Origin of the sequence: Streptomyces sp. NPDC047028, from assembly GCF_040644095.1 — a bacterium.
Classification (GTDB): domain Bacteria; phylum Actinomycetota; class Actinomycetes; order Streptomycetales; family Streptomycetaceae; genus Streptomyces.
In genome coordinates this window covers 82,942-107,458 of sequence record NZ_JBEYVS010000019.1, presented here as the reverse complement: position 1 = coordinate 107,458, position 24,517 = coordinate 82,942, and the positions used below count along the sequence as shown (strand labels likewise).

The window sequence follows — 24,517 nt, the reverse complement described above, 5'->3', positions numbered from 1 at the left end:
AGCGAAAAGATCCGGCCGGACGGGTTCCGGCCGTGAAGATCACTGCCCAGCTGACATAGCGTCAATGCCTGACATATGCGGTTTGCCGGGGTAAAGGCTGCTGCCGACCCCACCCCTGGCTACCCACCTCAGGGCCCGCTTCCCCCCGCGCGCCCCCGGCCGTGCACCCATGCGCCCCAGGTGCGGGATCGATGCTCCTCCCCCGCGCACACCGGAGCCGTAACCGGAGGTGGGTGCGGGAGTTGAGTTGAGCGTGGAAGAGACGATCGCGGGCGCCGAAACCGCTCAGATTCCGCAGCAGCGCGGCGAATCGCTGCTGGAAACCGCCGTGCGCTATGCCGAGGAGCGCCACTGGGACGTGTTCCCGGGCACCTGGCTGGAAGCCGTCGACGGGGTGCAGCACTGCTCCTGCGGCGACGCGACCTGTCCTGCGCCGGGTGCGCACCCCACGCGCCCCGACTGGGCCACGCAGGCGACCGGCAGTGCGACGGTGGCCCGCCGGATGTGGCAGAAGCAGCCCACGGCGTCGATCCTGCTGCCGACGGGGCGGACGTTCGACGCTTTGTCCGTCCCGGAGAGCGCGGGGTTCCTGGCGCTGGCCCGGATGGAGCGGATGGAGCTGACGCTGGGGCCGGTGACGCTGACGCCGGACCGGCGGATGCAGTTCTTCGTGCTGCCGGGGGCTTCCGTGAAGGTGCCCGAGCTGGTGCGGAAGCTGGGGTGGTCTGTCGCTTCGCTGGATCTCGTGCCGTTGGGGGAGGGGGGGTATGTGGCGGCGCCTCCTACGCGGTTCGCTTCGCGGGGGGCGGTGCAGTGGGCCTGCCGGCCTACGCCGGCGAATCGGTGGTTGCCGGATGCGGAGGAGTTGATCTCGCCGTTGGCGTATGCGTGCGGGAGGGATCGGTAACCGTCGCCTGTGCGTGTGCGGGGCTTGGGTGCACTGGCGAATGCGGCTGCTTTGTGGCTTGTCGCGCAGTTCCCCGCGCCCCTTCCGGGGCGCTGTGGTGGAGCCGTGTTTCAGGTGCCGCCCCGAGCCCCTTTCGGGGCGCTGGTGTGGTCGTAGCCTTCATGCATGACCGATGTTGCGGTGCGGGTGCGTGGGCTCTGGAAGCGGTTCGGGGAGCAGGTTGCCGTTGGGGGCATTGATCTCGATCTGCCCGCTGGGAAGTTCGTCGGGCTGGTGGGGCCCAATGGGGCGGGGAAGACGACGACTCTGTCCATGGTGACCGGGCTGTTGCGGCCGGACGGTGGGTCGGTCGAGGTGGTCGGGCACGATGTGTGGCGGGACCCGGTGGCCGTCAAGGCGCGGATCGGGGTGTTGCCCGAGGGGCTCAGGCTGTTCGAGCGGCTGTCGGGGCGGGAGCTGCTCGCGTACTCGGGGCGGCTGCGGGGGCTGCCCGGTGACGAGGTCGACAAGCGGGCCACACAGTTGCTGGACGTGCTCGACCTGGCCGGCGCCCAGCACAAGCTGGTGGTCGACTACTCCACCGGCATGCGCAAGAAGATCGGACTCGCGGCCGCTCTGCTGCACAACCCCGAGGTCCTCTTCCTGGACGAGCCGTTCGAGGGCGTCGACCCCGTCTCCGCGCAGACCATCCGGGGCGTGCTGGAGCGGTACACCGCCTCCGGGGCCACCGTCGTGTTCTCCTCTCACGTGATGGAGCTGGTCGAGTCGCTGTGCGACTGGGTGGCGGTCCTGGCGGCGGGCCGGATCCGGGCCACCGGTGAGCTGGCCGAGGTGCGCGGGGAGCATCCCACGCTGCAGGCGGCGTTCCTGGAACTCGTGGGCGCCCGGGGCCGGGACGCCGGGTCCGACCTGGACTGGCTGGGCGGCGGCGCGCCCCGATGACCAACCTGACCTCCACCTTCGTACGGCTGAAGCTGTCGCTGCTCAGGAACGGCCTGCGTCAGTCCGCCGGGCGGCGGGCGGCGTTCGTGGCCTCCGCGGTCGTCGCGCTCCTCGTCGCCGCACTGCAACTGCTGGGCCTGCTCGCGCTGCGCGGGCACGCGCACGCCGACGCGGTCGCCGTCCTCGGCACGGCCGTGCTGGCGGTGGGCTGGGCGGTGATGCCGCTGTTCTTCCCGACCGGCGACGAGACACTGGACCCGACCCGGCTGGTGATGCTGCCGCTGCGGCCCCGGCCGCTGGTCCGGGCGCTGCTCGCGGCCTCCCTGGTCGGCATCGGCCCGGTGTTCACCGTGCTGCTGCTGACGGGCTGCGCGCTGTCGGTGGCGCACGGCGCGGCGGCCTACGCCGTGACGGTGGTCGCCGTCCTCCTGGGGCTGCTGGTGTGCGTGGCGCTGGCGCGGGCGGTGGCCGCGGCGAACGTGCGGCTGCTGACCAGCCGCAAGGGCCGCGATCTGGCGGTACTCAGCGGGCTGGTGATCGCGGTCGGGGCACAGCTGGTCAACTTCGGTGCCCAGCGGCTCGGTTCGGCCGGGCTCGGGCAGCTGGGGCCGGCCTCGGACGTGGTGCGGTGGCTGCCGCCGGCGTCGGCGGTGGGCGCGGTGTGGTCGGTGAGCGAGGGGTCGTACGGCGTCGCGGCCGGGCAACTGCTGCTGTCGCTGGCCGTGTCGGCGCTGCTGATCGCCGTGTGGGCACGCAGCCTGACCCGGTTGATGACAGCGCCGGACGGCTCCACCCTGCAGGCCGCCGACGCCGGCACCCGGGACCGCTCCTCCGCCGGGCTCGGCCGGCTGCTGCCCGGCGGACGCACGGGCACGGTCATGGAACGCGCCCTGCGCTACATCTGGCGCGACCCCAAGACGAAGGCCGCGTGGGTGACGTCGCTGGCCATCGGGCTGATCGTGCCCGTGTTCAACGCGGTCCAGGGCACCGGGTCGGTGTACTTCGCGTGCCTCGCGGCCGGCATGCTCGGCATCCAGATGTACAACCAGTTCGGGCAGGACACCTCCGCCTTCTGGATGGTGGCCCTGACGATCTCCTCACCCCGGGACGCCTACGCAGAACTGCGCGGCCGCGCCCTGGCGTTGCTGCTGATCACCCTGCCGTACGCCGCCCTCGTCACCGTCGTGACGACCGCGCTGCTCGGCGACTGGGCGCGGCTGCCCGAGGTGCTCGGCCTGTCCTTCGCGCTGCTCGGGGCGATGCTGGCGACCGGCGCATGGACCTCGGCCCGCTTCCCGTACTCCATCCCGCAGGAGGGCCACCGCAACGTGGCCGCCGGGCAGGCCGGGCTGGCCTGGATCTCCATCTTCGGCGGCATGGTCGCGGCCGCCCTGCTGTGCGCCCCCGTCATCGCCCTGGCCGTCGCGCTCAACGTCAGCGCGGGCGGCGACGCGTGGACCTGGCTGCTGCTGCCTGTGGGCGCGGTGTACGGCACGGCGGTCACGCTGGCGGGCCTGCGCCTCGCCGCGCCGCGTACGGCGGCCCGGCTGCCGGAAATCCTCACGGCGGTCAGCAAGGGGTAGGGCGGCCGCCGGTCTGCCGGGTCAGCGTTTCGTGCGCTGTCACGAGGGCGGGTCAGCGTTTCCTGGCGGTCGCGAGGGCGGGTCAGCGTTTCCTGGCGGTCGCGAGGTGGATGCCGAAGTGGCAGGGCAGGTCGTCGTCCGGTCCGCCGGTCCGGGCGAGGAAGGCCGCGCGGAGGCCGGCGAGGGTTCCGGCGTCCAGGGCGGCGAGGTCGTACAGGCCGGACAGGGCCGTCCAGACGCGCTCGGGCGGTCCGCCGATGTCGAGGGTGAGCGTCTCCCAGTCCGGTGCCGGGTCGAACCCGGCCGCGGCGAGCAGTCCGCTCATGGCGTCCCGGTCGCGGGTGCGGCGGTCACCGAGAACGGGTATCCGGCGTTCGGCGGGGGTGCGTTCCAGCGCCTCCCCCAGCAGCTCGCGGAACACCTCGTACGCCGTTCCCCGCCCGCCCGCGCCGACGACGAACGCCAGCACGCCGCCGGGCACCAGCACGCGCGCGATCTCGGCGGCGACCTGCTCGACGTCCCCCATCAGCATCAGCGCCATGTGGGAGGCGACCGCGTCGAAGGCGCCGTCGGCGAAGGGGAGTTGCTGGGCGCGGGCCTCCAACAGCACCGCACCCGCCTGTATGACCTCCGGGCGCCGGCGGGCGAGGGCGAGTGCCTGGGGGGAGATGTCGGCGCCGGCGAGGGTGCGGCCCGGGGTGCGGGCCAGCAGGTGGAGCAGGTGGCCGTCGCCGCAGCCGAGGTCCAGGACGCGGGGGTGGGCGGCGACGCGTTCGGCGAGGAGTTCGTAGCTGGAGGCCCGGCCGTCGGTGGTCCGGGCGCCGGCGAACGCCTCAGCCGTCACCGCCGGGCGCTCGGCGTGAAAGGCCTTCAGGAAGGCTTCCTGGGCGGCGGTGGTCATGGCGGAGCCCTTCTGTGATCACTCTCTGGTCAGGGGACCAGGACGCGGTTCAGGAACGGTTCGATCGCGGCGCGCCAGGCCGTGGGCTGGTCGTAGTGGATGAGGTGACCGGCGTCGGCGATCTCCGCGTACTCGCCGTGAGGCAGGACGCGGACCATCTCCTGGGCCTCCGCGCGGCCCAGTTCGCCGTCCAGGCCGCGGACGACCAGGGTGGGGCAGCGGACCTGGGCGAGTTCCTCCCAGTGCGCGTCGTGGACCCAGGTCTCGCGGGACCTGAGCATCTGATCGGGGTCGAACACGGGGCGCCAGCCGTCGGCGCACTCGTGCATGACCTCGGCGTAGAAGGCGCCGCGGGACGGGTGGGGGCGCTCCACCCAGGGGTCGTCCTCGCCGAACCACTTGCGGACGTCGGCGAGCGTGGCGAAGGGGACGGGCCAGGAGCGGAACCAGTCGGCCCACTCGCGCTGCGAGGCCGCGCCGAGCGCGGAGGCCCGCATATCGCAGATGACCAGGCCGGACACCAGGTCCGGGCGCCGCGCGGCGAGCTGCCAGGCGGTCAGCGCGCCCATGGCGTGGCCGACGAGGACGGCGGGGGCGAGACCGAGCTGTTCGAGCGCGGCCTCGGCGTCCTCGACGTAGGCCTCGCGGGTGTACGCGGCCTGCGGGGGCTTGTCGCTCTGGCCGTGGCCGCGCTGGTCGAGCGCGACGGCGCGATGGCGCGCGGAGAGCCAGCGGGCGGCAGACGCCCAGTGCGAGGCGCGGCCCATCAGGCCGTGCAGTAACAGGACGCCGGGGGTGGTGGCAGAGGCGATCGCGGGCGACGCGGGGGCCGTGCCGGGTGGCGGGGGTGCGGCCCGCGGCGAGGGCAGGGGTTTCGCGCCGGCCGGAGTCGAACGGGCGTCCGAGGTCGGGGACTCGGGCGGGCGGGCGTCCGCCGGCGGGGGTGGGTCGGCCTTCGGGGGGTCCGCGAACTCCCAGGCGGCCAGGGTCACCCCGCCCGTTCCCGTCACGTCGATCCGCCGTGCCATGACCTTGACCCCCTCGCTCCGCCTGCCTCGTGCTTGTGCCGCCTACCGCCTACCGCCTACCGCCGCAGACTATCGAATGCGCATTCGAAAATGCCGTATCCGGAGACAACACCCCTCCTTCGGGTGACACCGCCCCAGGAATGATCGCCGCCACCGAGGGGAGTTCTTCATCGGGAGGCGGACCGCTCGGGGAAACCGGTCCGAGGGGATGACCCTGAGAGCTCGGGGCTCCGGGTCAGCACAGGGGAGGACAGGCCCCGGCGCCGCAAGGTGCCGGGGCCCTCTCCGTCAGCGCTTGGCCACGAACACGTGCGAGGCGACATCCGCCTCCAGCTCGGCCGCCTCGCCGCCGCTGCCGACCAGCACCCCGCCGGCCGACTCCGTCACGCTCACCACGGAGCCGGGCTGCACGCCGGCCCGCCGCAGCGTGTACATCAGCTGGGCGTCCGTCTGGATCGGCTCGCCGATCCGGCGCACGACGACCGTCTTGCCGTCGGAGCCCGGATCCAGGTCGGCCAGCGAGACCATGCCCGCGTCCAGGAACGGGTCGGCGCCGTCCTTCTCACCCAGCTCCTCCAGCCCGGGGATCGGGTTGCCGTACGGCGACTCGGTCGGGTGCCGCAGCAGCTCCAGCACACGCCGCTCGACGGCCTCGCTCATCACGTGCTCCCAGCGGCAGGCCTCCGCGTGCACCTGCTCCCACTCCAGGCCGATCACGTCGACGAGGAGACACTCGGCCAGCCGGTGCTTGCGCATCACGCGCGTCGCCAGCCGGCGGCCCTCGTCGGTCAGCTCCAGGTGACGGTCGCTGGCGACGGACACCAGCCCGTCCCGCTCCATCCGCGCGACCGTCTGGCTCACCGTCGGCCCGCTCTGGTCGAGCCGCTCCGCGATGCGGGCGCGCATGGGGACGACGCCTTCCTCTTCGAGCTCGAGGATGGTGCGGAGATACATCTCCGTGGTGTCGATCAGTCCGGACATACGTGCCCCTCGATTACCTCTGCCGGAAACCTCACCCGGCGCGTGCGCTGGCCCTGCCACCAATTCTGCCGGATCCCACTGACAAGTGGGGGGCACCGCGAAAACGGGGTGGACGCGGCGCCGAGGTCGACGGGCATCCCCTGGCCGCGGGCAATCGTGCCGCAGGGCGGCACGGGTGGGCGCGGCGACACCCGGTGAGCGCCGGTGAGCGTAGCCACCCCCGGCGGACCCGGACTCCGTATTGACACCGCAGTGGTCCAGACCTCACGGTGATCCACGACACAACCGCTGCGAAGGGGCTCCGCATGAGCGACGGCACGCCGGCCGACCTGTTCTTCGACGCCGCCATCAACCTCCTGCACCGCGTCCGCGAGGAGGACGCGGAGGCCATCACCGCGGCCGGCACCCTCCTCGCCGACACCGTCGCCGCCGGCGGCCGCCTCTTCGCCTTCGGCGCCGGCCACTCCTCCCTCCCCGCCCAGGACGTCGTCTACCGCGCCGGCGGCCTCGCCCTCATGAACCTCCTCGCCGTCCCCGGTGTCGTCGGCGTCGACGTCATCCCCGCCACCCTCGGCTCCGCCCTCGAACGCGTCGACGGCCTCGCGAGCGCCGTCCTCGACACGTCCCCCCTCCGCGCCGGCGACGCCCTCGTGATCATCTCCCTCTCCGGCCGCAACGCCCTCCCCGTCGAGATGGCCCTCGGCGCCCGTGCACGCGGCGTGAAGGTCATCGGCGTGACCTCGGTCGCGTACGCCTCTCAGACCACGTCCCGGCATTCCTCGGGCACGTTCCTGAAGGACCACTGCGACATCGTCCTGGACTCGAAGATCGCGGTCGGCGACGCCGAGCTGACCCTCGACACGATCCCGGCGCCGTTCGCCCCCGCCTCCACGGTCGTCACCAGCGCCCTGATGCAGGCGATGACGGCCACCGCAGCCGCCACCCTGGCCGACCGCGGCATCGAGCCACCGCTGCTGCGCTCCGGCAACGTCGACGGCGGCCACGAGTGGAACAGCCGCGTCATGCGGGAGTACGGCGACCGGATCTTCTACCGACACTGACCGCCCCGCTGCGGGAAACGGGCCCTCGGGGGCCTACTCCCCGACCACCCCGGCCAGATCCAGCGCCGCCGCGACCCGCACCGCCACGTCCTCCGCGTACGCCGCGTCCGCCCGCTCGAACCGGTTGCGCCCGGCCCCCCGTACGAACGTCACCACGCCCAGCGTCCGCCCCCGGCTGCGCAGCACCGCGCACAGCGCGTGCACCGCGTCCGGCGGCCACTGCCGGGCCAGCGCCCACTCCCGCGCCCGCTCGGCCGGCACCGATCCCGCGTCGGCCCGGACGGTCCCGGCCCGCTCGACGCAGCTCAACGCCGGATGCCCCTCCTCGTAGCGCGCGGGCAGCCCGGCGGCCCCGCTGAGCAGACTCGGGCCCGGCGCGCCGGCGGGCGTCGCGGCGATCCGCACCAGCCGCACCGCCCCCGCGTCCTCACGATCGGCCGAGGTCTCCGCGCGCGGGGGCGCGGCCACCCGGTCCAGCAGCGCGTGGTCGGCGAACCCGGCGAGCGCGAAGTCGAGATGGACGGTGGCCGCCTCCGCCGGATCCTCGCACTCGGCGGCGGCCCGCGCGGCCCGGTGCAGCTGATTGCTCCGGAACCGGATCAGCGCCGCTTCCTGCTCCGCCTGCTTCGCGTCGGTCACGTCCTGGAACAGCCAGCCCACCCCGAGCGGCACGGGTTCCTCGGCGAGCGGCGAGGCCAGCCGCAGGAAGCCACTGCGCCAGCAGCGCCGCTTCTCCCCCTCCGCCGTACGCACGGCAACCCACATCTCGGCCGGCGCCGGCGGCGCACCCTCGGCGAGGACATGCGTGAACGCGCCCTCCAGCTCCTCCACGCCCCGCGCGAGCAGTTCACCGAGCGGCCGCCCGAGTACGGCCGTACGCCCGATGCCCAGGGCCCGCGCCGCGAACGCGTTGACCACGGCGGGCCGCAGATCCGCGTCGACCAGGACGACTCCCCAGGACGCGTCCTCGAACAGCGCCTCGCTCAGCGCGATCGACCGTTCCAGGTCGATCTGCGCGTGCACCTCGCTGAAGGCGCAGTACACGCCCGCCGGTTTGCCCTCCGGCCCGCGCACGGCCGCCGACTGCGTCCGTACGAGCACCCGCCCGCCGTCCTTCGTCACCAGCGCGAACTCGTGCACCTGGCGGCCCGGCGCGTGCATGGCGGCCATCAGCCGCGTCTCGACCTCCTCGGCGTCGGCACTGCGCACCGCCCACCCGGCGAACCCGTGCCGCCCGACGGCCTCCGTGGCGCTCCAGCCGAGGATCCGCTCGGCCTCACGGTTCCAGTGGGTGACGACCCCGTCCGCGTCGAAGGCGCACAGGGCCGCGTCCATGCCGTCGAGCAGCGCGGCGAGCAGATCGGACCCGCCGGGGTCGCTGCTGTCGTCCATGGCGCCGGAGCCCTCGGGACGCTCCGGCTCGGGCTCGTCCGGCCCCAGCTCGTCGGTGGTCCCACTCCGCCGGGAAGCACTCACCTGGACCCCCTGGAGGCTGCGTCCGCGCACGTACGGCGCGTGTTTCGCTCACTGGTCCTCATTCAACTGGAACGTGACACAGCCCACACCATGTTCCCGCAAGATTGAAGGAATCTTGTCCCCCGCGCAGCCCGGCGTTCACCCGCTCCAGGCAGCCGCCGTCAGCTGACCGGCGCGGGAACCAGCCGCAGATCCACCCACTCGTCGCTCTCCCCGTCGAGCACATACCGGTCGACCTCCACGAACCCGAGCCGCTCCGCGAACCGCAGCCCGTCCCGGTTCGCCGCGAGGACACAGGTCTCGATCACCTCTGCGCCCAGCACGCGCGCGTACGCGAGGGCATGCTCGTACACGGCCGCCCCGAACCCCCGCCCCCGGTACTCGGGCAGCACCCGCGCGATGACCGTCGCCACCGCGTCCTCCCCCGTCGGCGGCCGAACGGTGGAGCACCCGACGAGCACCTCCCCCAGATACGCGTTCTCCAGCCGGTTCCGCCCCAGCCGCTCCCGCGCGTCCTGCGGTGCCATGGCCGCGGGCGGCACAACCACGTTGTGCACGTGCCGCCACTCCTCCAGCATCACGTCGCCGTCGACGGGCTCGATTCGAAGATCGTTCATACCGGGCAGCGAACAGGGCGGCCACGCATGGCGTCAATCAAGAAAAACAGTTGAACCCCCTTCGACCGCTTCTTAGGCTGGGGCCCACGTAGGAAAGGAGGTGATCGGGTTAATGAGTTACACCCGGACGCGCGAGGTGGCTGCGGGCTAGCGGCCTGCCACCACATGAAGTGCGGTGCCGGACCAGCGTGAGTACCAAGCACGCAGCCGGCCGAATCCAACGCAGTCACCCGACCCGCGAGCTCGCCGGTATCGTCCGGCCGGCTCCCCCGCCGCAAGGCGGAGGACCCGAGCTCGCGGGTCGTCTGCGTTTCCTGAAGAGCCGCGCGAGGTCAGGGGCTGAGTCGTTCCACTCGCCAGGAGCCGTCGGGGCGGGCCGTGTAGCGGAGTCGGTCGTGGAGGCGGTTTTCGCGGCCCTGCCAGAACTCGACCGTGTCGGGGGCGATGCGGAAGCCGCCCCAGTGCGGCGGGACCGGGACCTGCTCGCCCTCCGGGTAGCGGGCGGCTAGCGCGGCGTGGGCGGCGTCGAGTTCGGCGCGGGAGGCGATCACGGAGGACTGTGCGCTGGCCCAGGCGCCGAGCTGGGAGCCGTGCGGCCGGGTGCGGAAGTACGCGGCGGTCTCGTCGCGTCCGGTACGGCGGGCGGTGCCGGTGACGATGACCTGGCGGGCGACCGGGTGCCAGGGGAAGAGCAGCGAGACGTACGGGTTGGCGGCCAGGTCGAGGGCCTTGCGGGAGCCGTAGTTGGTGTAGAAGACGAAGCCGTCCGTGTCGAACTGCTTCATCAGGACCGTGCGGGTGCTGGGGCGGCCGGTCGCGTCCGCCGTGGAGACGACCATGGCGTTGGGCTCGTACAGCGTTCCGTGCAGGGCGGCCCGCGCGGCGTCCTCGAACCAGCGGCCGAACTGGTCCATGGGGTGTGCGGCGAGATCGTGCTCGTCCAGGCCCTGCGCGCGGTACTGCTTGCGCATGGCGGCGGGGTCCACCACGGGGTCGGGGCTCGGTTCGCGGTCGGTCACGGCGCCATCCTGCCGCATCGAACGAAGGTGGCACTGAGTGTCGTGTGGTCTCCCCAAAAGTGGCACTGAGGGTTATCGTGCTGGTTCCCCCCGCGGTGGGGTGACCACCGGCTGATCCGGGCATCACCGGGGTGACCGCCGCCCACTGATCACGAGGAGCCGCCAGATGTCCGACTTCGTACCCGGGCTCGAAGGAGTCATCGCGTTCGAGACGGAGATCGCCGAACCGGACAAGGAGGGCGGCGCCCTGCGCTACCGGGGCGTCGACATCGAGGACCTGGTCGGTCACGTCTCGTTCGGCAACGTGTGGGGGCTGCTCGTCGACGGCGCCTTCAACCCCGGCCTGCCGCCCGCCGAGCCGTTCCCGATCCCGGTGCACTCCGGTGACATCCGGGTGGACGTGCAGTCGGCGCTGGCCATGCTCGCCCCGGTGTGGGGCCTGAAACCGCTGCTCGACATCGACGTCGAGCGGGCCCGCGAGGACCTGGCGCGCGCCGCCGTGATGGCACTGTCGTACGTCGCCCAGTCCGCGCGCGGGCAGGGGCTGCCGATGGTGCCGCAGCGGGAGATCGACAAGGCGCAGTCCATCACCGAGCGGTTCATGATCCGCTGGCGCGGCGAGCCGGACCCCAAGCACGTGGCCGCCGTGGACGCCTACTGGTCGTCGGCCGCCGAGCACGGCATGAACGCCTCGACGTTCACCGCCCGGGTCATCGCCTCCACCGGCGCGGACGTCGCCGCCGCGCTGTCCGGTGCGGTCGGCGCGATGTCCGGTCCGCTGCACGGCGGCGCCCCCTCGCGCGTGCTGCACATGATCGAGGAGATCGAGCGGACCGGGGACGCGGAAGGCTACGTCAGGCAGGCCCTGGACCGCGGCGAGCGGCTCATGGGCTTCGGCCACCGGGTGTACAGGGCCGAGGACCCCCGCGCGCGCGTGCTGCGGCGTACGGCCCGCGAGCTGGGCGCGCCCCGCTTCGAGATCGCGGAGGCGCTGGAGAAGGCCGCGCTGGAGGAGCTGCACAACCGGCGGCCCGACCGGGTGCTGGCCACCAACGTGGAGTTCTGGGCCGCGATCATGCTGGACTTCGCCCAGGTGCCGGCGCACATGTTCACCTCGATGTTCACGTGCGCCCGGACGGCGGGCTGGTCGGCGCACATCCTGGAGCAGAAGCGGACGGGCCGCCTGGTGCGGCCCTCGGCGCGGTACGTGGGCCCGGGTCCGCGCAGCCCGCAGGACGTCGAGGGGTACGAGGACATCGCGCACTGAGAGGGCCGCTGCCCCGGCCCACGGCTTTTCAGGCCGGTGTCAGCAGGTCCGCGTGGTGGCGTTCCGCGCCCAGCGGGTGGGCGCGGAGCTTGCCCTTCAGCTCGTTGTAGCCGTATTCGGCGTACAGCGGGTTGGCGGGGTCGTCGGTGATGCCGGGGGCCGTGGCGGCGTGGGGGAAGGGCAGCGGCCGGACGCGGGCGTCGAGGCGGGGGTTGTAGAAGAACGGGACGGAGAAGCGTTCGGTGGCTCCGGGCGGGCTGACCACGCGGTGGTTGGTGGCCAGGAGGTAGCCGTCGGTGGCGACTTCGAGGAGTTCGCCGAGGTTGACGACGAAGGCGCCGTCGATCGGCGGGACGTCGTGGAAGCGGCCGTCCTCACGCTGGACCTGGAGACCGCCGACCGTGTCCTGGAGCAGCAGGGTCAGGAAGCCGTAGTCCTTGTGGGCGCCGACGCCCTGGTCGGTGCCGTCGCCCGCGCTGCCGGGGTAGCGGACGAGCTTGAGGTGCGGGTGGGCGTGGGCGCCGAAGACGGGGTCGTAGAAGCCGGCGGGGGCGCCGATGGCCGTCAGGAGTTCGTGCAGCAGGCGCTCGGCGACGGCGCTGAGTTCGGCGATCCAGTCGAGGGCGGCGGTGCGCAGCTCGGGCAGGGCGGCGGGCCACTGGTTGGGGCCTTGCAGCCACCAGTAGGGGGGTTCGCCGGGGGCCGGGACGTGGGCGGGGCGTTCGGCGCCTATGTCGAGCTGGTCGCGCCAGTCGCGGGCGCCGGCGGTGCGTTCGTCGCCGGTGCGGGTGTAGCCGCGGAAGTGCGGCGAGTTGGTGTTGTCCAGGGCGAGCCGGTCGGCCTCGGGGAGGGCGAAGAACGCGCGCATGGCGGTGAGCAGCGCCTGGGTGCGGGCCTGGGTCACGCCGTGCCCGATGAGCTGGAAGAAGCCGACGTCGTGGGCCGCGCTGTGCAGCTGCGCGTGGAGCAGCGCGCGGGCCTGGGGGCCGCGGTCGGCGGCCGACAGGTCGATGATCGGGAGCTGGGTGTACGACGGGTTCGTCGCGAGGTGCGTCGTCATGGGGTGCGTCCGCGGGGTCTACGGGGCACGGGTGGGCCGCGAGGGGTGGGCGGCCCCCGGTGCCGGAAGGAAGTCGAGCAGGCAGAGAAGTGCGAGGGGGCTGGTCAGGCGGTGTGACGCCGACAGCCCATGCTCGTGACGCGCACGTAGTCCACGTGGCGGCGGCGGACGAGCATCGGAAGCATGCGGACAGCGTACTGCGGTGCGCGTCGGATGCGTGTGGTCCCGTTCACACCGGCGGGTGCCCGGTGGGCAGGTCAGCCGAGTGCCTCGTCCAGCAGGGCCGCCCACTGGGCCACGACGCGTTCGCGGCGGGTGGTGTCGTCGGTGAGGAGGTTGGCGAGGCCGAGGCCGCGGGCCATGTCGAGGAAGCCCTGGACGGTTTCGCGGGCGCCGGGGCGGGTCTCGTCGGCGCCGAGGAGTTCCACGGCGATGCGGTGGGTCTCGCGGCCGACGCGGGCCTCGAGTTCGGTGACGCGGGCGCGGAGCTGGTCCTCGTTGGAGGCGGCGACCCAGAGGTGGAGCGCGGCGCGGAAGAGGGGGCCGGTGTAGAGGTCGACGAGGGCGGCGAGGACGGCGTGCCGGTCGGCGGGGCCGCCGGGGCTGTCGGGGAAGAGGTCGCGCAGGGCGGTGGAGCGTTCCTCGGCGACGTATTCGACGGCCGCGGTGAAGAGGTCCTCGCGGGTGGGGAAGTGGTGCTGGGCGGCGCCGCGGGAGACGCCGGCGCGTTCGGCGACGACGGTGACCGTGGAGCCGGCCCAGCCGTGTTCGGCGAGGCAGGCCACGGCGGCTTCGAGGAGCCGCTGCCGGGTGGCCCGGCTGCGGTCCTGTTTGGGGACCCGGTCGCGTTCCGCCGTACTCACGCCACCACCCACGCCGCTTCCCGTCGTTCGAGGAACGCTGTCATCCCCTCCCTGGCCTGGGCGGAGGCGAACAGCTGGGCCGAGAGCGCGGTCAGGTGGGCCGCGTCCCGGTCGAATGTCTCCAGCACCCTAGCCGTGAGCAGCCGTTTCGTCTCGGCGAGGCCCTGGGGTGAGGAGCGGCGCAGGCCGTCGAGGACGGGGGCGAGGGCTTCGTCGACGTCGTCGGCGGTGGTGGTGAGCAGTCCGAGGCGTACGGCTTCGGCGGCGTCGAAGCGTTCGCCGGTGAGGTAGTAGCGGGCCAGCGCGCGGGGGTCGGCGCGGGGGACGACGGGCAGGGAGATCACGGCGGGGGCGACGCCGATGCGGACCTCGGTGAAGGCGAAGGTGGCGGTGGTGGCGGCGGCCGTGATGTCGCAGGCGGCGAGGAGGCCGAGGCCGCCGGCGCGGACGTGCCCGGTGACGCGGGCGACGACGGGCTTCGGCAGTTCGACGATCTGGCGCAGCAGGGCGACCAGCGCGTCGGGGTGGGGTGGGTCGCGCAGGTCGGCGCCCGCGCTGAAGGTGGTGCCGGTGTGGGTGAGGACGACGGCGCGTACGTCGGTGTCCTCGGCGCAGTCGGTCAGCGCGGCGGCGAGTTCGGTGACGAGGGCGGCGGAGAGGGCGTTGCGGGTGTCGGTGGCGTCGAGGCTGAGGGTCTCGACGCCACGCGCGCGCGTGCCGCCGACGAGGGTGGTCATGGGCGCTCCCTGAGCTGTCGGCGCAGGATCTTGCCGGAGACCGCGCGGGGGACGGCGTCGATGAAGGTGACCTTGCGGACGCGTTTGTAGGGGGCGACGCGTTCGGCGACGTAGAGCATGACCTCGTTCTCGGTGAGTTCGGTGAGTTCGGTGAGTTCGGTGAGTTCGGTGAGTTCGGTGGGTTCGGTGAGTTCGGTGAGTTCCGTGGGATCAGTGGGGTCGCTGGGACCAGTGGGGTCGGTAGTAGTGGGCCGGCGGACGACGAAGGCGTGCGGGATCTCGTTGCCGTTCTCGTCGCGGTCGCCGATGACGGCGGTGTCGGCGATGCCGGGGTGGGTGAGCAGGAGGGCTTCGAGTTCGGCGGGGGCCACCTGGAAGCCCTTGTACTTGATGAGTTCCTTGACCCGGTCGACGACGAAGAGCCAGCCTTCGGGGTCGGTGTGGCCGACGTCCCCGGTGTGCAGCCAGCCGTCGGGGTCGATCATGGCGGCGGTGGCGTCGGGGCGACCGAGGTAGCCCTTCATGACCTGGGGTCCGCGGATGAGGATCTCGCCGGACTCGCCGGTGCCGAGGTCCTTGCCGGGGTCGTCGAGGGAGACGATCCGCATCTCGGTGCCGGCGATGAGCTTGCCGACGGTGCCGGCAGGCGCCCGGTCAAGGGCGTCGAGGGGGACGACGTGGGTGCCGGGGGACAGTTCCGTCATGCCGTAGGCCTGGCCGAGCGGGGGCAGGCCGAGGCGTTCGGCGCAGGCGCGGGCGAGGGCGGCGTCCAGGGGCGCGGCGGCGCTGATGACGTACTTCAGGGACGACAGGTCGTAGCGCGCGACCACGGGGTGCTTGGCGAGGGCGAGGACGATGGGCGGGGCGACGTAGAGGCCGGTGATGCGGTGGTTCTGGATCGCGGCGAGGAACGTCTCCAGGTCGAAGCGGGGCAGCACGACGACGGTGGCGCCCTTGCGGAGCGGGGCGTTCATCAGCGCGGTCAGGCCGTAGATGTGGAAGAACGGCAGGACGGCGAGGATGCGGTCGCCGGGGCCGGCCGGGACGACGCTGTCGAGCTGGGCCAGGTTGGTGGCGATCTGCCGGTGGGTGAGCATCACGCCCTTGGGAACGCCGGTGGTCCCGGACGAGTAGGGCAGCGCGGCGACGTCCTCGGCCGGGTCGATGTCCACCCGGGGTTCGGGGGCGGCCGAGGCCAGCATGTCGATCAGCGAGCGGTGTCCGGGGGCGCTGTCGCAGACGAGGATCTCCTGGACGCCGCCCGCGAGTTCGGCGGCCCGGCGGGCGGAGTCCAGCAGCGGTGAGACGGTGACGATCCAGCGGGCGCGGCTGTCGCGGAGCTGCTTGGCGAACTCCTCGGGGGTGGCGAGCGGGTGCACGGTGGTCACGGAGGCGCCCGCGCGCGTGGCGGCGTAGAAGGCGGTGGGGAAGGCGATCGTGTTGGGGCTGTGCAGGGCGAGGACGTCGCCCTTGCGGACACCGGCGTCGGCGAGGGCGGCGGCCAGCCGCCGGTGGAACCGGTCCACCTGCTCGTACGTGAGGGTGGTGCCGTCCGTGCCGTCGATCAGGGCGGGCAGCTCCCCGAACTCGGCCGCCCGGCCCAGCACGGCCTCGTGGATGGGCAGGTCTACGGGCGGAACGTCTGCGTACTCGCTGCGGAACACGGTTCCTCCAGTGCGGTCGCGGTGCGGTCGCCTGCCGGTGGCTCAGGCGGTGCGGGCTCAGTACGACTTGGGCAGGCCCAGGGTCTGGTGGGAGACGTAGTTGAGAATCATCTCCCGGCTGACCGGTGCGATACGAGCCACGCGCGAGGCCGTTATCAGCGAGGCGAGGCCGAACTCACGGGTGAGGCCGTTGCCGCCGAGGGTGTGCACGGCCTGGTCGACGGCCTTCACACAGGCCTCGCCGGCCGCGTACTTGGCCATGTTGGCGGCTTCGCCGGCGCCGACGTCGTCCCCGGCGTCGTACAGGTGGGCGGCCTTCTGCATCATCAGCCGGGCCAGTTCCAGGTCGATGTGCGCCTGGGCGAGGGGGTGGGCGATGGCTTGGTGGGCGCCGATGGGGGCCTTCCAGACGGTGCGCTCGCGGGCGTACTCGATGGCCTTCGCGAGGGCGTGGCGGCCCATGCCGATCGCGAACGCGGCCGTCATGATCCGCTCGGGGTTGAGACCGGCGAACAGCTGGAGCAGTCCGGCGTCCTCGTCGCCGACGAGCGCCTCGGCGGGCAGCCGTACGTCGTCCAGGACCAGCTCGAACTGCTTTTCGGCGGCGGTGAGTTCCATGTCGATGGACCGCCGTGAGAAACCTTCGGCGTTCCTCGGGACGATGAACAGGCAGGGCTTGAGGGTGCCGGTGCGGGCGTCCCCGGTGCGGCCGACGATGAGGGTGGCGTCCGCCTGGTCCACCCCGGAGACGAAGACCTTGCGGCCGGTGAGGAGCCAGTCGGCGCCGTCCCGGCGGGCGGTGGTGGTGATGCGGTGGCTGTTGGAGCCGGCGTCGGGTTCGGTGATGCCGAAGGCCATGGTGCGGGTGCCGTCGGCGAGGCCGGGGAGCCAGGTCCGCTTCTGCTCCTCGGTGCCGAAGCGGGCGATGACCGTGCCGCAGATGGCCGGGGAGACGATGAGCATGAGGAGGGGGGAGCCGGCCGCGCCGAGTTCTTCCAGAACGATGGAGAGTTCGGTGATGCCGCCGCCACCGCCGCCGTGTTCCTCCGGGAGATTGACGCCGAGGTAGCCGAGTTTGCCGGCCTCGGACCAGAGTTCGGTGAGGGGGTTGCCTTCGGCGATGGTGCGGGTCATGTAGTCGCGGCCGTAGCGTTTGCCGAGGGCGGCTACCGCGGCTCGGAGTGCCTTGTGTTCTTCGGATTCGATGACGGGCGTCATGGGGCTCCTAAGAGAGGGGGCGTTCGGCCGTGTGGAGGGGTTCGGTCCGTCGTGGCTTGTCGCGCTCACGCGGCGGTAGCCGCATATCGATACAGCCCCTGCCCCTATAGGGCGTCTGGCTCGACCACCGCCAGCAGGGCGCCCATCTCCACTTGCTGTCCCGGGGTCACCGGGAGGGCGCCGAGTGTGCCCGTCACCGGTGCCGTGATGCGGTGTTGCATTTTCATGGCCTCCAGCCAGATCAGGGGCTGGCCGGCCTGGACCGGCGAGCCTGGTTTCAGGTCCTCGGCGATGCGGACGACCGTGCCCGGCATGGGGGCGAGGAGGGAGCCCGGGGCGAGTTGGATGGTGGGGTCGGGGAAGCGGGGCAGGGCGGTGAGGCGCGTGGTGTTGACGTGGATCTCGTCGCCGTAGGCCGAGACCGTGTAGCGGCGTTCCACGCCGTCCACGTCGAGTACGACCGTGCGCGCGTCGGTGTGCACCACGCGTACTCCGTCGGCTGTGAGGCCCTGCCTGGTGTGCTGGTAGCGGGCCTCGTGCTCCTCGCCTGCCATCGCGTAGCGCTTGGTCTGCGGCTGTGACGGAACGTTGCGCCAGGCGCCGAAGCGGGAGCGGCCGTGGGCGTCGGCGAGGGCCGCGGCGAGGGGGGCGTACGGGTCGGGGGTGGGGGCGGTCAGGTCGGTGAGGTGGCGGTCGTAGAAGCCGGTGTCCATGCGGCCGGTCGTGAACTCGTCGTGGCGCAGGGAGCGGACGAGGAGGTCGCGGTTGGTGACGGGGCCGTGGATCTCGGCGGCGGTCAGCGCGCCCGCCAGTTTGCGGATCGCCTCCGCGCGCGTGGGCGCGTGCGTGACGATCTTGGCGAGCATGGGGTCGTAGTGGACGCCGATGGTGTCGCCGTCGGTGTAGCCGGTGTCGAGGCGGACGCCGTGGGGGACGGTGAGGCGGTGCAGGGTGCCGGTCTGCGGGGCCCAGTCGTGGGCGGGGTCCTCGGCGTAGAGGCGGGCCTCGACGGCGTGGCCACGCGCGCGTGGGGGTGTGGTGGGCAGGGCGTGGCCCTCGGCGACGCGGATCTGTTCGGCGACCAGGTCGAGGCCGAAGACCGCTTCCGTGACGGGGTGTTCGACCTGGAGGCGGGTGTTCATCTCCAGGAAGTGGGCCTGGTCGCCGGCGACGAGGAACTCGACGGTGCCCGCGCCTACGTAGGACACGGAGCGGGCGGCGCGTTCGGCCAGGCGGTGGAGCCGCTCGGTGAGTTTGGAAGTCAAACCCGGTGCGGGGGCTTCCTCGACGACCTTCTGGTGGCGGCGCTGGAGGGAGCAGTCGCGGGTGCCGAGGGTCCAGACGGTGCCGTGGGTGTCGGCGAGGATCTGCACCTCGACGTGGCGGCCGTCCTCGATGTAGGGCTCGACGAACACCTCGCCGTCACCGAAGGCGCTCGCGGCCTCGGCGCGGGCGGCCTCCAGGGCCGCCCGGAGGTCTGCGAGGCGGCGCACGATGCGCATGCCGCGTCCGCCGCCGCCCGCCGCCGCCTTCACGAGGACCGGCAGGTCGGCCTCGGTGACGTCGTCGGCGGCGAGGGGCGCGATGCCCATCAGCTCCTTGGCGCGGGTCTTGGACGCCATGGCCTCGATGGCCCGCGGGGGCGGCCCGATCCAGGTCAGACCGGCGTCCTGGACGGCGCGGGCGAAGCCGGGGTTCTCGGAGAGGAAGCCGTAGCCGGGGTGGACGGCGTCCGCGCCGGCGGCGAGGGCGGCCTTCACGACGAGGTCGCCGCGCAGGTACGTCTCGGCGGGGGTCGCCCCCGGCAGTCGTACGCCGGTGTCGGCCACGCGCGTGTGGAGGGCGCCGGCGTCCGCGTCGGAGTGCACGGCGACCGTCCGGATTCCCAACTCGGCGCAGGTGCGGGCGATACGGCAGGCGATTTCGCCACGGTTGGCGACGAGAACGGTGGTGATCATGGGCCTCACATCCGGAAGACGCCGAAGCCGCCGCGGGCGCCCTCGTAGGGGGCGGTGTGGATCGCGGACAGGCACATGCCGAGGACGGTGCGGGTGTCGCGCGGGTCGATGACGCCGTCGTCGTACAGCCGCCCGGACAGGAACATGGGCAGCGACTCGGACTCGATCTGCTGCTCGACCATCGCACGCAGAGCGGCGTCCGCGTCGTCGTCGTACGGCTGTCCCTTCGCGGCGGCGGACTGGCGGGCGACGATGGAGAGGACGCCGGCGAGCTGTTGGGGGCCCATGACGGCGGACTTGGCACTGGGCCAGGCGAACAGGAAGCGCGGGTCGTAGGCGCGGCCGCACATGCCGTAGTGCCCGGCGCCGTACGAGGCTCCCATGAGGACGGACAGGTGCGGGACCCGGCTGTTGCTGACCGCGTTGATCATCATGGCGCCGTGTTTGATGATGCCGCCCTGCTCGTACTCGCGGCCGACCATGTAGCCGGTGGTGTTGTGCAGGAACAGCAGCGGGATGTCGCGCTGGTTGGCGAGCTGGATGAACTGGGCGGCCTTCTGTGACTCGGCGCTGAACAACACGCCCTGGGCGTTGGCGAGGACGCCGACCGGATAGCCGTGCAGACGGGCCCAGCCGGTGGCGAGGCTCGTGCCGTACAGCGGTTTGAACTCGTCGAAGTCGGAGCCGTCGACGATGCGCGCGATGACCTCGCGGGGGTCGAAGGGGGTCTTCAGGTCGCCGGGGACGATCCCGAGAAGCTCCTCGTTGTCGTATTTGGGTGGCTCTGCGAAGGGGGGATCGGGATGGGCCTTGCGGTGGTTGAGGCGGGCGACGACGCGGCGCGCCTGCCGCAGGGCGTCCGGTTCGTCGGCGGCGAAGTAGTCGGCGAGGCCCGACACGCGCGCGTGCATCTCCGCGCCGCCAAGCGACTCGTCGTCGCTCTCCTCGCCGGTCGCCATCTTCACCAGCGGCGGCCCGCCGAGGAACACCTTGGCCCGCTCCTTGACCATGATCACGTGGTCCGACATGCCGGGGATGTAGGCCCCTCCGGCGGTCGAGTTGCCGAAGACGACGGCCACGGTGGGGATGCCGTCCGCCGAGAGCCGGGTCAGGTCGCGGAAGATGGCGCCCCCGGGGATGAAGATCTCCTTCTGGGAGGGGAGATCGGCGCCGCCGGACTCGACGAGGCTGATGCAGGGCAGCCGGTTGGCGAGCGCGATGTCGTTGGCGCGCAGCGCCTTCTTCAGCGACCACGGGTTGCTGGCCCCACCGCGCACGGTCGGGTCGTTGGCGGTGATCAGGCACTCCACACCCTCGACGACGCCGATGCCGGTGACGAGGGAGGCACCCACCGTGTAGTCGCTGCCCCAGCCGGCCAGCGAGGACAGCTCCAGGAACGGCGTGTCCGCATCGAGGAGCAGCTCGATCCGTTCGCGGGCGAGCAGCTTGCCCCGCTTGCGGTGCCGTTCGACGTATTTGGGGCCGCCGCCCGCGAGTGCCTTCGCGTGCTCGGCGTCCAGGTCGGCGAGCTTGGCGAGCATGGCCTCGCGGTGGGCCCGGTAGTCGGGGCCGCCCGTGTCGAGGGCGGAGGTCAGGACGGTCACAGCAGGGCCTCCGGGATGTCCAGGTGGCGGGAGCGCAGCCATTCGCCGAGGGCCTTGGCCTGCGGGTCGAACCGGGCCTGCGCGGCGACGCCGGCGCCGAGGATGCCTTCCACGACGAAGTTCAGGGCGCGCAGACGGGGCAGCGCGTGCCGGGTGACGGGCAGTTCACGGGCCTCGGGGATCAGCTCCCGGAACCGGTCGACGGTCAGCTCGTGGGCGAGCCACCGCCAGGCGTCGTCCGTGCGCGCCCACACGCCGACGTTGGCGTCCCCGCCCTTGTCGCCGCTGCGGGCTCCGGCGACCAGACCGAGGGGCGCCCGACGGGTGGGGCCGGGGGGCAGGGGTTCGGGGAGCGCAGGTTCTGGCAACCCGGCCGTATCCGGGGTCTTGTCGGGGGCCGGTGCCACCGGGACACGGCGTCCGTCGTGCAGGACCGCCACGTGCTCGACGGCGTCCTGCGGGACGTACGCGGCCTCGAAGACGCCGTAGGGCGCGCCCTTCCCGGGCGGGGCCAGGACGTGGAAGCCGGGGTAACTGGCCAGGGCCAGTTCGACGGCGGCTTGGCCGACCGCCCGCCCGACGGCGTGCTGGTCGGGGTCGCGTACGACGAGCCGCAGCAGCGCGCTGGCCATCTCCTCGGTGCCGGCGTCGGCGCGGTCGGTGCGGACGAGGTCCCAGCGCACCTCGGCGGGCGGCGACTTGGCGAGCGCGTCGGTCATCTGCTCGCGCACGAGGGCCGCCTTGGCCTCGATGTCGAGCCCGGTGAGGACGAAGGCGACCTCGCCCCGGAAGCCGCCGAGCCTGTTCAGCCCGACCTTGAGCGTGCCGGGCGCCGCCTCCCCCCGCACGCCGTCGATCCGCACCCGGTCGGGCCCGTCCTGGGTCAGCCGTACGGTGTCCAGCCGGGCGGTGACGTCGGGGCCGAGGTAGCGGGCGCCGGACGTCTCGTAGAGGAGCTGGGCGGTGACGCTGCCGACGTCGACGAAGCCGCCGGTGCCGGCGTGCTTGGTGATGACGCTGCTGCCGTCGGCGTGGATCTCGGCGAGCGGGAAGCCGGGCCTGCGCACGTCACCGTCGCCGAAGAACGCGTAGTTCCCGCCGGTCGCCTGCGTCCCGCACTCCAGCACGTGCCCGGCGACGACGGCACCGGCGAGGCGGTCGTGGTCGCCCGGTCCCCAGCCGAAGTGGGCGGCGGCGGTCCCGGTGACCAGGGCGGCGTCCGTGACGCGGCCGGTGATCACGATGTCGGCGCCGGCCCGCAGGCACGCGGCGATGCCGAAGCCGCCGAGGTAGGCGTGGGCGGCCAGCGCGCCGGGGTGGGCGGCGGTCAGGTCGTCGCCCTCGACGTGCGCGACGCGCACCGGGATGCCGAGCCGCCCCGCCAGCTGTCGTACGGCGTCGGCCAGTCCGGCCGGGTTGAGGCCGCCCGCGTTGGTGACGATGCGGACCCCGCGTTCGTGGGCGAGGCCGAGGCAGTCCTCCAGCTGGCGCGGGAAGGTGCGGGCGTATCCGGCGGCAGGGTCCTTCAGCCGGTCGCGGGCGAGGATCAGCATGGTGAGTTCGGCGAGGTAGTCGCCGGTGAGGACGTCGAGCTCGCCCCCGGTGAGCATCTCGCGCAGGGCGTCGGAGCGGTCGCCGTAGAAGCCGGAGAAGCTGCCGATGCGCAGCACGCTCACGCGGGCTCCCCCTTCGGCGGGCGGCCGGTGCCGGGCGGGCCCGCGAAGGCCTGGGCGATGTCGAGCCAGCGGTCGGCGTCGGGCCCCTCGGCGCGCACGGCGAGGTCGGCGCGATGGGCGCGCTGGGTGACGAGGAGACAGAAGTCGAGCGCCGGGCCGGTGACGCGCTGCGGGGCGCCCTCGGGGCCGTGGGACCACAGCTCGCCCGAGGGGGAGGTGACCTCGACCCGGAACTCCTCCCCCGGCACGGGCAGCCCCCGCGCCCCGAAGGCGAAGTCCCGGGCGCGCACCCCGATGCGGACGATGTGCCGCAGCCGGTCGGTGGGCGCGCGGACCACACCCAGGGTGTCCGCGACGTCCTGGCCGTGAGCCCAGGTCTCCATGAGCCGGCCGGTGGCCATGGAGGCGGCCGACATGGGCGGCCCGAACCAGGGGAAGCGAGCGCCGCGCGGGGCCGCCCGCAGAGCCCGGTCCAGCGCGGCCCGCCCCTCCCGCCAGCGTGCCAGCAGTGCGCCGGGCGCGAGGCGGGCGCCCTCGTCGGCCGCCTCGTCGACGAAGGTGTCGGGCGCCTTGAGCGCCGTCTCGACGACCTCGCTGAACGCGGCCGGGTCGGTGACGGCGAGCAGGGCGCTGCGGTCCGTCCAGTGCAGGTGGGCGATCTGGTGGGCGACGGTCCAACGGGGCGCGGGCGTCGGGAGGGCCCAGCGCTCCTCGCTCAGGGCGGCCACGAGGTGGTCGAGTTCGTCGCTTTCCTCGCGCAGGTCGTCGATGACGGGCGTCGGCTCGGACATGGGTGGGAGCATGGCAGCGGAGGAAGAAACAATCAAGCATGCTTGCATGATTTTCTGCCAAGACGCACCGGGGCGGCCGGCGACCGCGCCGGTGGGGCGCAGGCCCGCGACCGCGCCGGTGGGGTGTGGTCGGCGACCGCGCCGCTCTCAGTCGGTGACCACCGGGTCGACGCTCCCGCGCCGGCCGACCTGGGTGCGGATCGCGCCGATGCTGGCCGCGATGACCAGGGAGATCGCGGCCGCCTGCGGGAGGGAGAGGGACTGGCCGAGGACCAGGAAGCCGGCCGTGGCGGCGATGGCCGGTTCCAGGCTCATCATGACGGCGAAGGTGGAGGCGGGCAGTCGGCGCAGGGCGAGGAGTTCGAGGGTGTAAGGGAGGACGGAGGAGAGCACGGCCACGGCCGAGCCGAGGGCGACCGTCGTCGGGTTCAGCAGGCGGGAGCCCGCGTCGGCGATCCCGAGGGGCAGGAACAGCAGGGCGGCCACCGCCATGGCCAGCGCCAGACCGTCCGCCTGCGGGAAGCGGCGGCCGGTGCGCGCGCTGAACACGATGTACGCCCCCCACATCGCGCCGGCGCCCAGCGCGAAGCCGACACCCACCGGGTCCAGGCCGTCGAAGCCACCGCCGCCCAGCAGGAAGACGCCGGCGAGGGCGAGCCCGGCCCAGAGCACGTTGATCGCGCGGCGCGAGGCGAGGACGGAGAGGGTGAGCGGGCCGAGGACCTCCAGGGTCACGGCCGGGCCCAGCGGGATGCGGTCGACCGCCTCGTAGAAGAGGCCGTTCATCGCGCCCATGGTGATGCCGAAGACGATCACCGTGCCCCAGTCGGTGCGCGAGTGTCCGCGCAGCCGGGGGCGGCAGACCAGGAGCAGGACGACGGCCGCCGCGAGGAGCCGCAGCGTGACCACGCCGAGCGCGCCGGCGCGCGGCATCAGCGTCACCGCGAGCGCGCCGCCGAACTGGACCGAGACGCAGCCGCCCAGCACCAGCCCGACGGGCCCGAACGCTCCGAACCGGCCCGGCCCGGGTTCGCCCGGAGCCGCCGCCGTGGCCGAAGTCGACGGGGTGGAGGCGCGGGAGGTGCTGGCGGTGCTCACTGGCGGTCCTGGGGGCTGGCTCGGGTGACGAACTTGTTCATCTCGATGTACTGCCGAGTTCAGGGT

General features: G+C 73.0%; 21 protein-coding genes. 5 read left to right on the top strand and 16 right to left on the bottom strand.

Going from position 1 to position 24,517, the window contains the following annotated elements; genetic code table 11:
- The first annotated feature begins 253 nt into the window (after positions 1-253).
- The 3 genes from ABZ854_RS18815 (at position 254) to ABZ854_RS18805 (ending at position 3,432) form a co-directional block, all read left to right on the top strand.
- Positions 254-907: a bifunctional DNA primase/polymerase gene (locus ABZ854_RS18815; protein WP_361211784.1), complete on the top strand. Its 654-nt coding sequence runs from the start codon at positions 254-256 to the stop codon at positions 905-907.
- Between the two features lie 165 nt (positions 908-1,072).
- Positions 1,073-1,849: an ABC transporter ATP-binding protein gene (locus ABZ854_RS18810; protein ID WP_361211781.1), complete on the top strand. Its 777-nt coding sequence runs from the start codon at positions 1,073-1,075 to the stop codon at positions 1,847-1,849.
- Complete coding sequence (locus ABZ854_RS18805; protein ID WP_361211779.1) at positions 1,846-3,432, top strand: transporter; 1,587 nt, start codon at positions 1,846-1,848, stop codon at positions 3,430-3,432. Before ABZ854_RS18810 ends, ABZ854_RS18805 begins: the two co-directional genes overlap by 4 nt.
- A gap of 82 nt (positions 3,433-3,514) precedes the next feature.
- Here ABZ854_RS18805 and ABZ854_RS18800 read toward each other — a convergent pair whose 3' ends face one another.
- The 3 genes from ABZ854_RS18800 to ABZ854_RS18790 all read right to left on the bottom strand — a co-directional run bounded on the left by ABZ854_RS18800 (position 3,515) and on the right by ABZ854_RS18790 (position 6,342).
- Complete coding sequence (locus tag ABZ854_RS18800) at positions 3,515-4,333, bottom strand: class I SAM-dependent methyltransferase (protein WP_361211776.1); 819 nt, start codon at positions 4,331-4,333, stop codon at positions 3,515-3,517.
- A gap of 29 nt (positions 4,334-4,362) precedes the next feature.
- A complete protein-coding gene (locus tag ABZ854_RS18795) occupies positions 4,363-5,361 on the bottom strand; it encodes an alpha/beta hydrolase (RefSeq protein ID WP_361211773.1) in 999 nt (332 codons plus the stop codon).
- Positions 5,362-5,649: 288 nt separating this feature from the next.
- The gene (locus ABZ854_RS18790; RefSeq protein ID WP_129308462.1) at positions 5,650-6,342 is read right to left on the bottom strand and encodes a metal-dependent transcriptional regulator; all 693 of its coding nucleotides are present in this window, start codon (positions 6,340-6,342) and stop codon (positions 5,650-5,652) included.
- A gap of 305 nt (positions 6,343-6,647) precedes the next feature.
- Here ABZ854_RS18790 and ABZ854_RS18785 point away from each other — a divergent pair, with 305 nt between their 5' ends.
- Positions 6,648-7,403, top strand: a complete 756-nt coding sequence (locus ABZ854_RS18785; protein WP_361211770.1) for an SIS domain-containing protein — start codon at positions 6,648-6,650, stop codon at positions 7,401-7,403.
- Between the two features lie 33 nt (positions 7,404-7,436).
- Here the strand turns inward: ABZ854_RS18785 and ABZ854_RS18780 are convergent, their stop codons facing one another.
- The 3 genes from ABZ854_RS18780 to pdxH all read right to left on the bottom strand — a co-directional run bounded on the left by ABZ854_RS18780 (position 7,437) and on the right by pdxH (position 10,515).
- Positions 7,437-8,879 carry a PAS domain S-box protein gene (locus ABZ854_RS18780; protein ID WP_361211768.1) on the bottom strand — a complete coding sequence of 481 codons (1,443 nt, stop codon included), beginning with the start codon at positions 8,877-8,879 and terminating at the stop codon, positions 7,437-7,439.
- Positions 8,880-9,040: 161 nt separating this feature from the next.
- Positions 9,041-9,496: a GNAT family N-acetyltransferase gene (locus ABZ854_RS18775; protein WP_361211765.1), complete on the bottom strand. Its 456-nt coding sequence runs from the start codon at positions 9,494-9,496 to the stop codon at positions 9,041-9,043.
- Positions 9,497-9,828: 332 nt separating this feature from the next.
- Positions 9,829-10,515, bottom strand: coding sequence for a pyridoxamine 5'-phosphate oxidase (gene pdxH / locus ABZ854_RS18770; RefSeq protein ID WP_361211762.1), 687 nt, complete (start codon positions 10,513-10,515; stop codon positions 9,829-9,831).
- Positions 10,516-10,681: 166 nt separating this feature from the next.
- Here pdxH and ABZ854_RS18765 point away from each other — a divergent pair, with 166 nt between their 5' ends.
- A complete protein-coding gene (locus ABZ854_RS18765) occupies positions 10,682-11,782 on the top strand; it encodes a citrate synthase 2 (RefSeq protein WP_361211759.1) in 1,101 nt (366 codons plus the stop codon).
- 28 nt (positions 11,783-11,810) lie between these two features.
- Here the strand turns inward: ABZ854_RS18765 and ABZ854_RS18760 are convergent, their stop codons facing one another.
- The 10 genes from ABZ854_RS18760 to ABZ854_RS18715 form a co-directional block, all read right to left on the bottom strand.
- Positions 11,811-12,842 carry a 2-oxoglutarate and iron-dependent oxygenase domain-containing protein gene (locus ABZ854_RS18760; RefSeq protein ID WP_361211756.1) on the bottom strand — a complete coding sequence of 344 codons (1,032 nt, stop codon included), beginning with the start codon at positions 12,840-12,842 and terminating at the stop codon, positions 11,811-11,813.
- A gap of 257 nt (positions 12,843-13,099) precedes the next feature.
- Positions 13,100-13,705 carry a TetR/AcrR family transcriptional regulator gene (locus ABZ854_RS18755; protein ID WP_361211753.1) on the bottom strand — a complete coding sequence of 202 codons (606 nt, stop codon included), beginning with the start codon at positions 13,703-13,705 and terminating at the stop codon, positions 13,100-13,102.
- The gene (locus ABZ854_RS18750) at positions 13,702-14,442 is read right to left on the bottom strand and encodes an enoyl-CoA hydratase family protein (protein ID WP_361211751.1); all 741 of its coding nucleotides are present in this window, start codon (positions 14,440-14,442) and stop codon (positions 13,702-13,704) included. Before ABZ854_RS18750 ends, ABZ854_RS18755 begins: the two co-directional genes overlap by 4 nt.
- Positions 14,439-16,106 carry a 4-coumarate--CoA ligase family protein gene (locus tag ABZ854_RS18745; RefSeq protein ID WP_361211748.1) on the bottom strand — a complete coding sequence of 556 codons (1,668 nt, stop codon included), beginning with the start codon at positions 16,104-16,106 and terminating at the stop codon, positions 14,439-14,441. Before ABZ854_RS18745 ends, ABZ854_RS18750 begins: the two co-directional genes overlap by 4 nt.
- Positions 16,107-16,163: 57 nt before the next feature.
- Positions 16,164-17,324, bottom strand: a complete 1,161-nt coding sequence (locus tag ABZ854_RS18740; protein WP_361211745.1) for an acyl-CoA dehydrogenase family protein — start codon at positions 17,322-17,324, stop codon at positions 16,164-16,166.
- Between the two features lie 104 nt (positions 17,325-17,428).
- Positions 17,429-19,282: a biotin carboxylase N-terminal domain-containing protein gene (locus tag ABZ854_RS18735; protein WP_361211743.1), complete on the bottom strand. Its 1,854-nt coding sequence runs from the start codon at positions 19,280-19,282 to the stop codon at positions 17,429-17,431.
- A gap of 5 nt (positions 19,283-19,287) precedes the next feature.
- Entirely contained in the window at positions 19,288-20,886 is a 1,599-nt protein-coding gene (locus tag ABZ854_RS18730) for a carboxyl transferase domain-containing protein (protein ID WP_361211740.1), read from the bottom strand.
- Positions 20,883-22,562 (bottom strand): acyclic terpene utilization AtuA family protein, encoded by a 1,680-nt coding sequence (locus ABZ854_RS18725; RefSeq protein WP_361211737.1) that lies wholly within the window; start codon positions 22,560-22,562, stop codon positions 20,883-20,885. Before ABZ854_RS18725 ends, ABZ854_RS18730 begins: the two co-directional genes overlap by 4 nt.
- The gene (locus ABZ854_RS18720) at positions 22,559-23,353 is read right to left on the bottom strand and encodes a TIGR03084 family metal-binding protein (protein ID WP_361211734.1); all 795 of its coding nucleotides are present in this window, start codon (positions 23,351-23,353) and stop codon (positions 22,559-22,561) included. The genes ABZ854_RS18725 and ABZ854_RS18720 overlap by 4 nt, the downstream gene beginning before the upstream one ends.
- A gap of 147 nt (positions 23,354-23,500) precedes the next feature.
- A complete protein-coding gene (locus ABZ854_RS18715) occupies positions 23,501-24,451 on the bottom strand; it encodes an EamA family transporter (RefSeq protein WP_361211731.1) in 951 nt (316 codons plus the stop codon).
- Positions 24,452-24,517 lie beyond the last annotated feature (66 nt).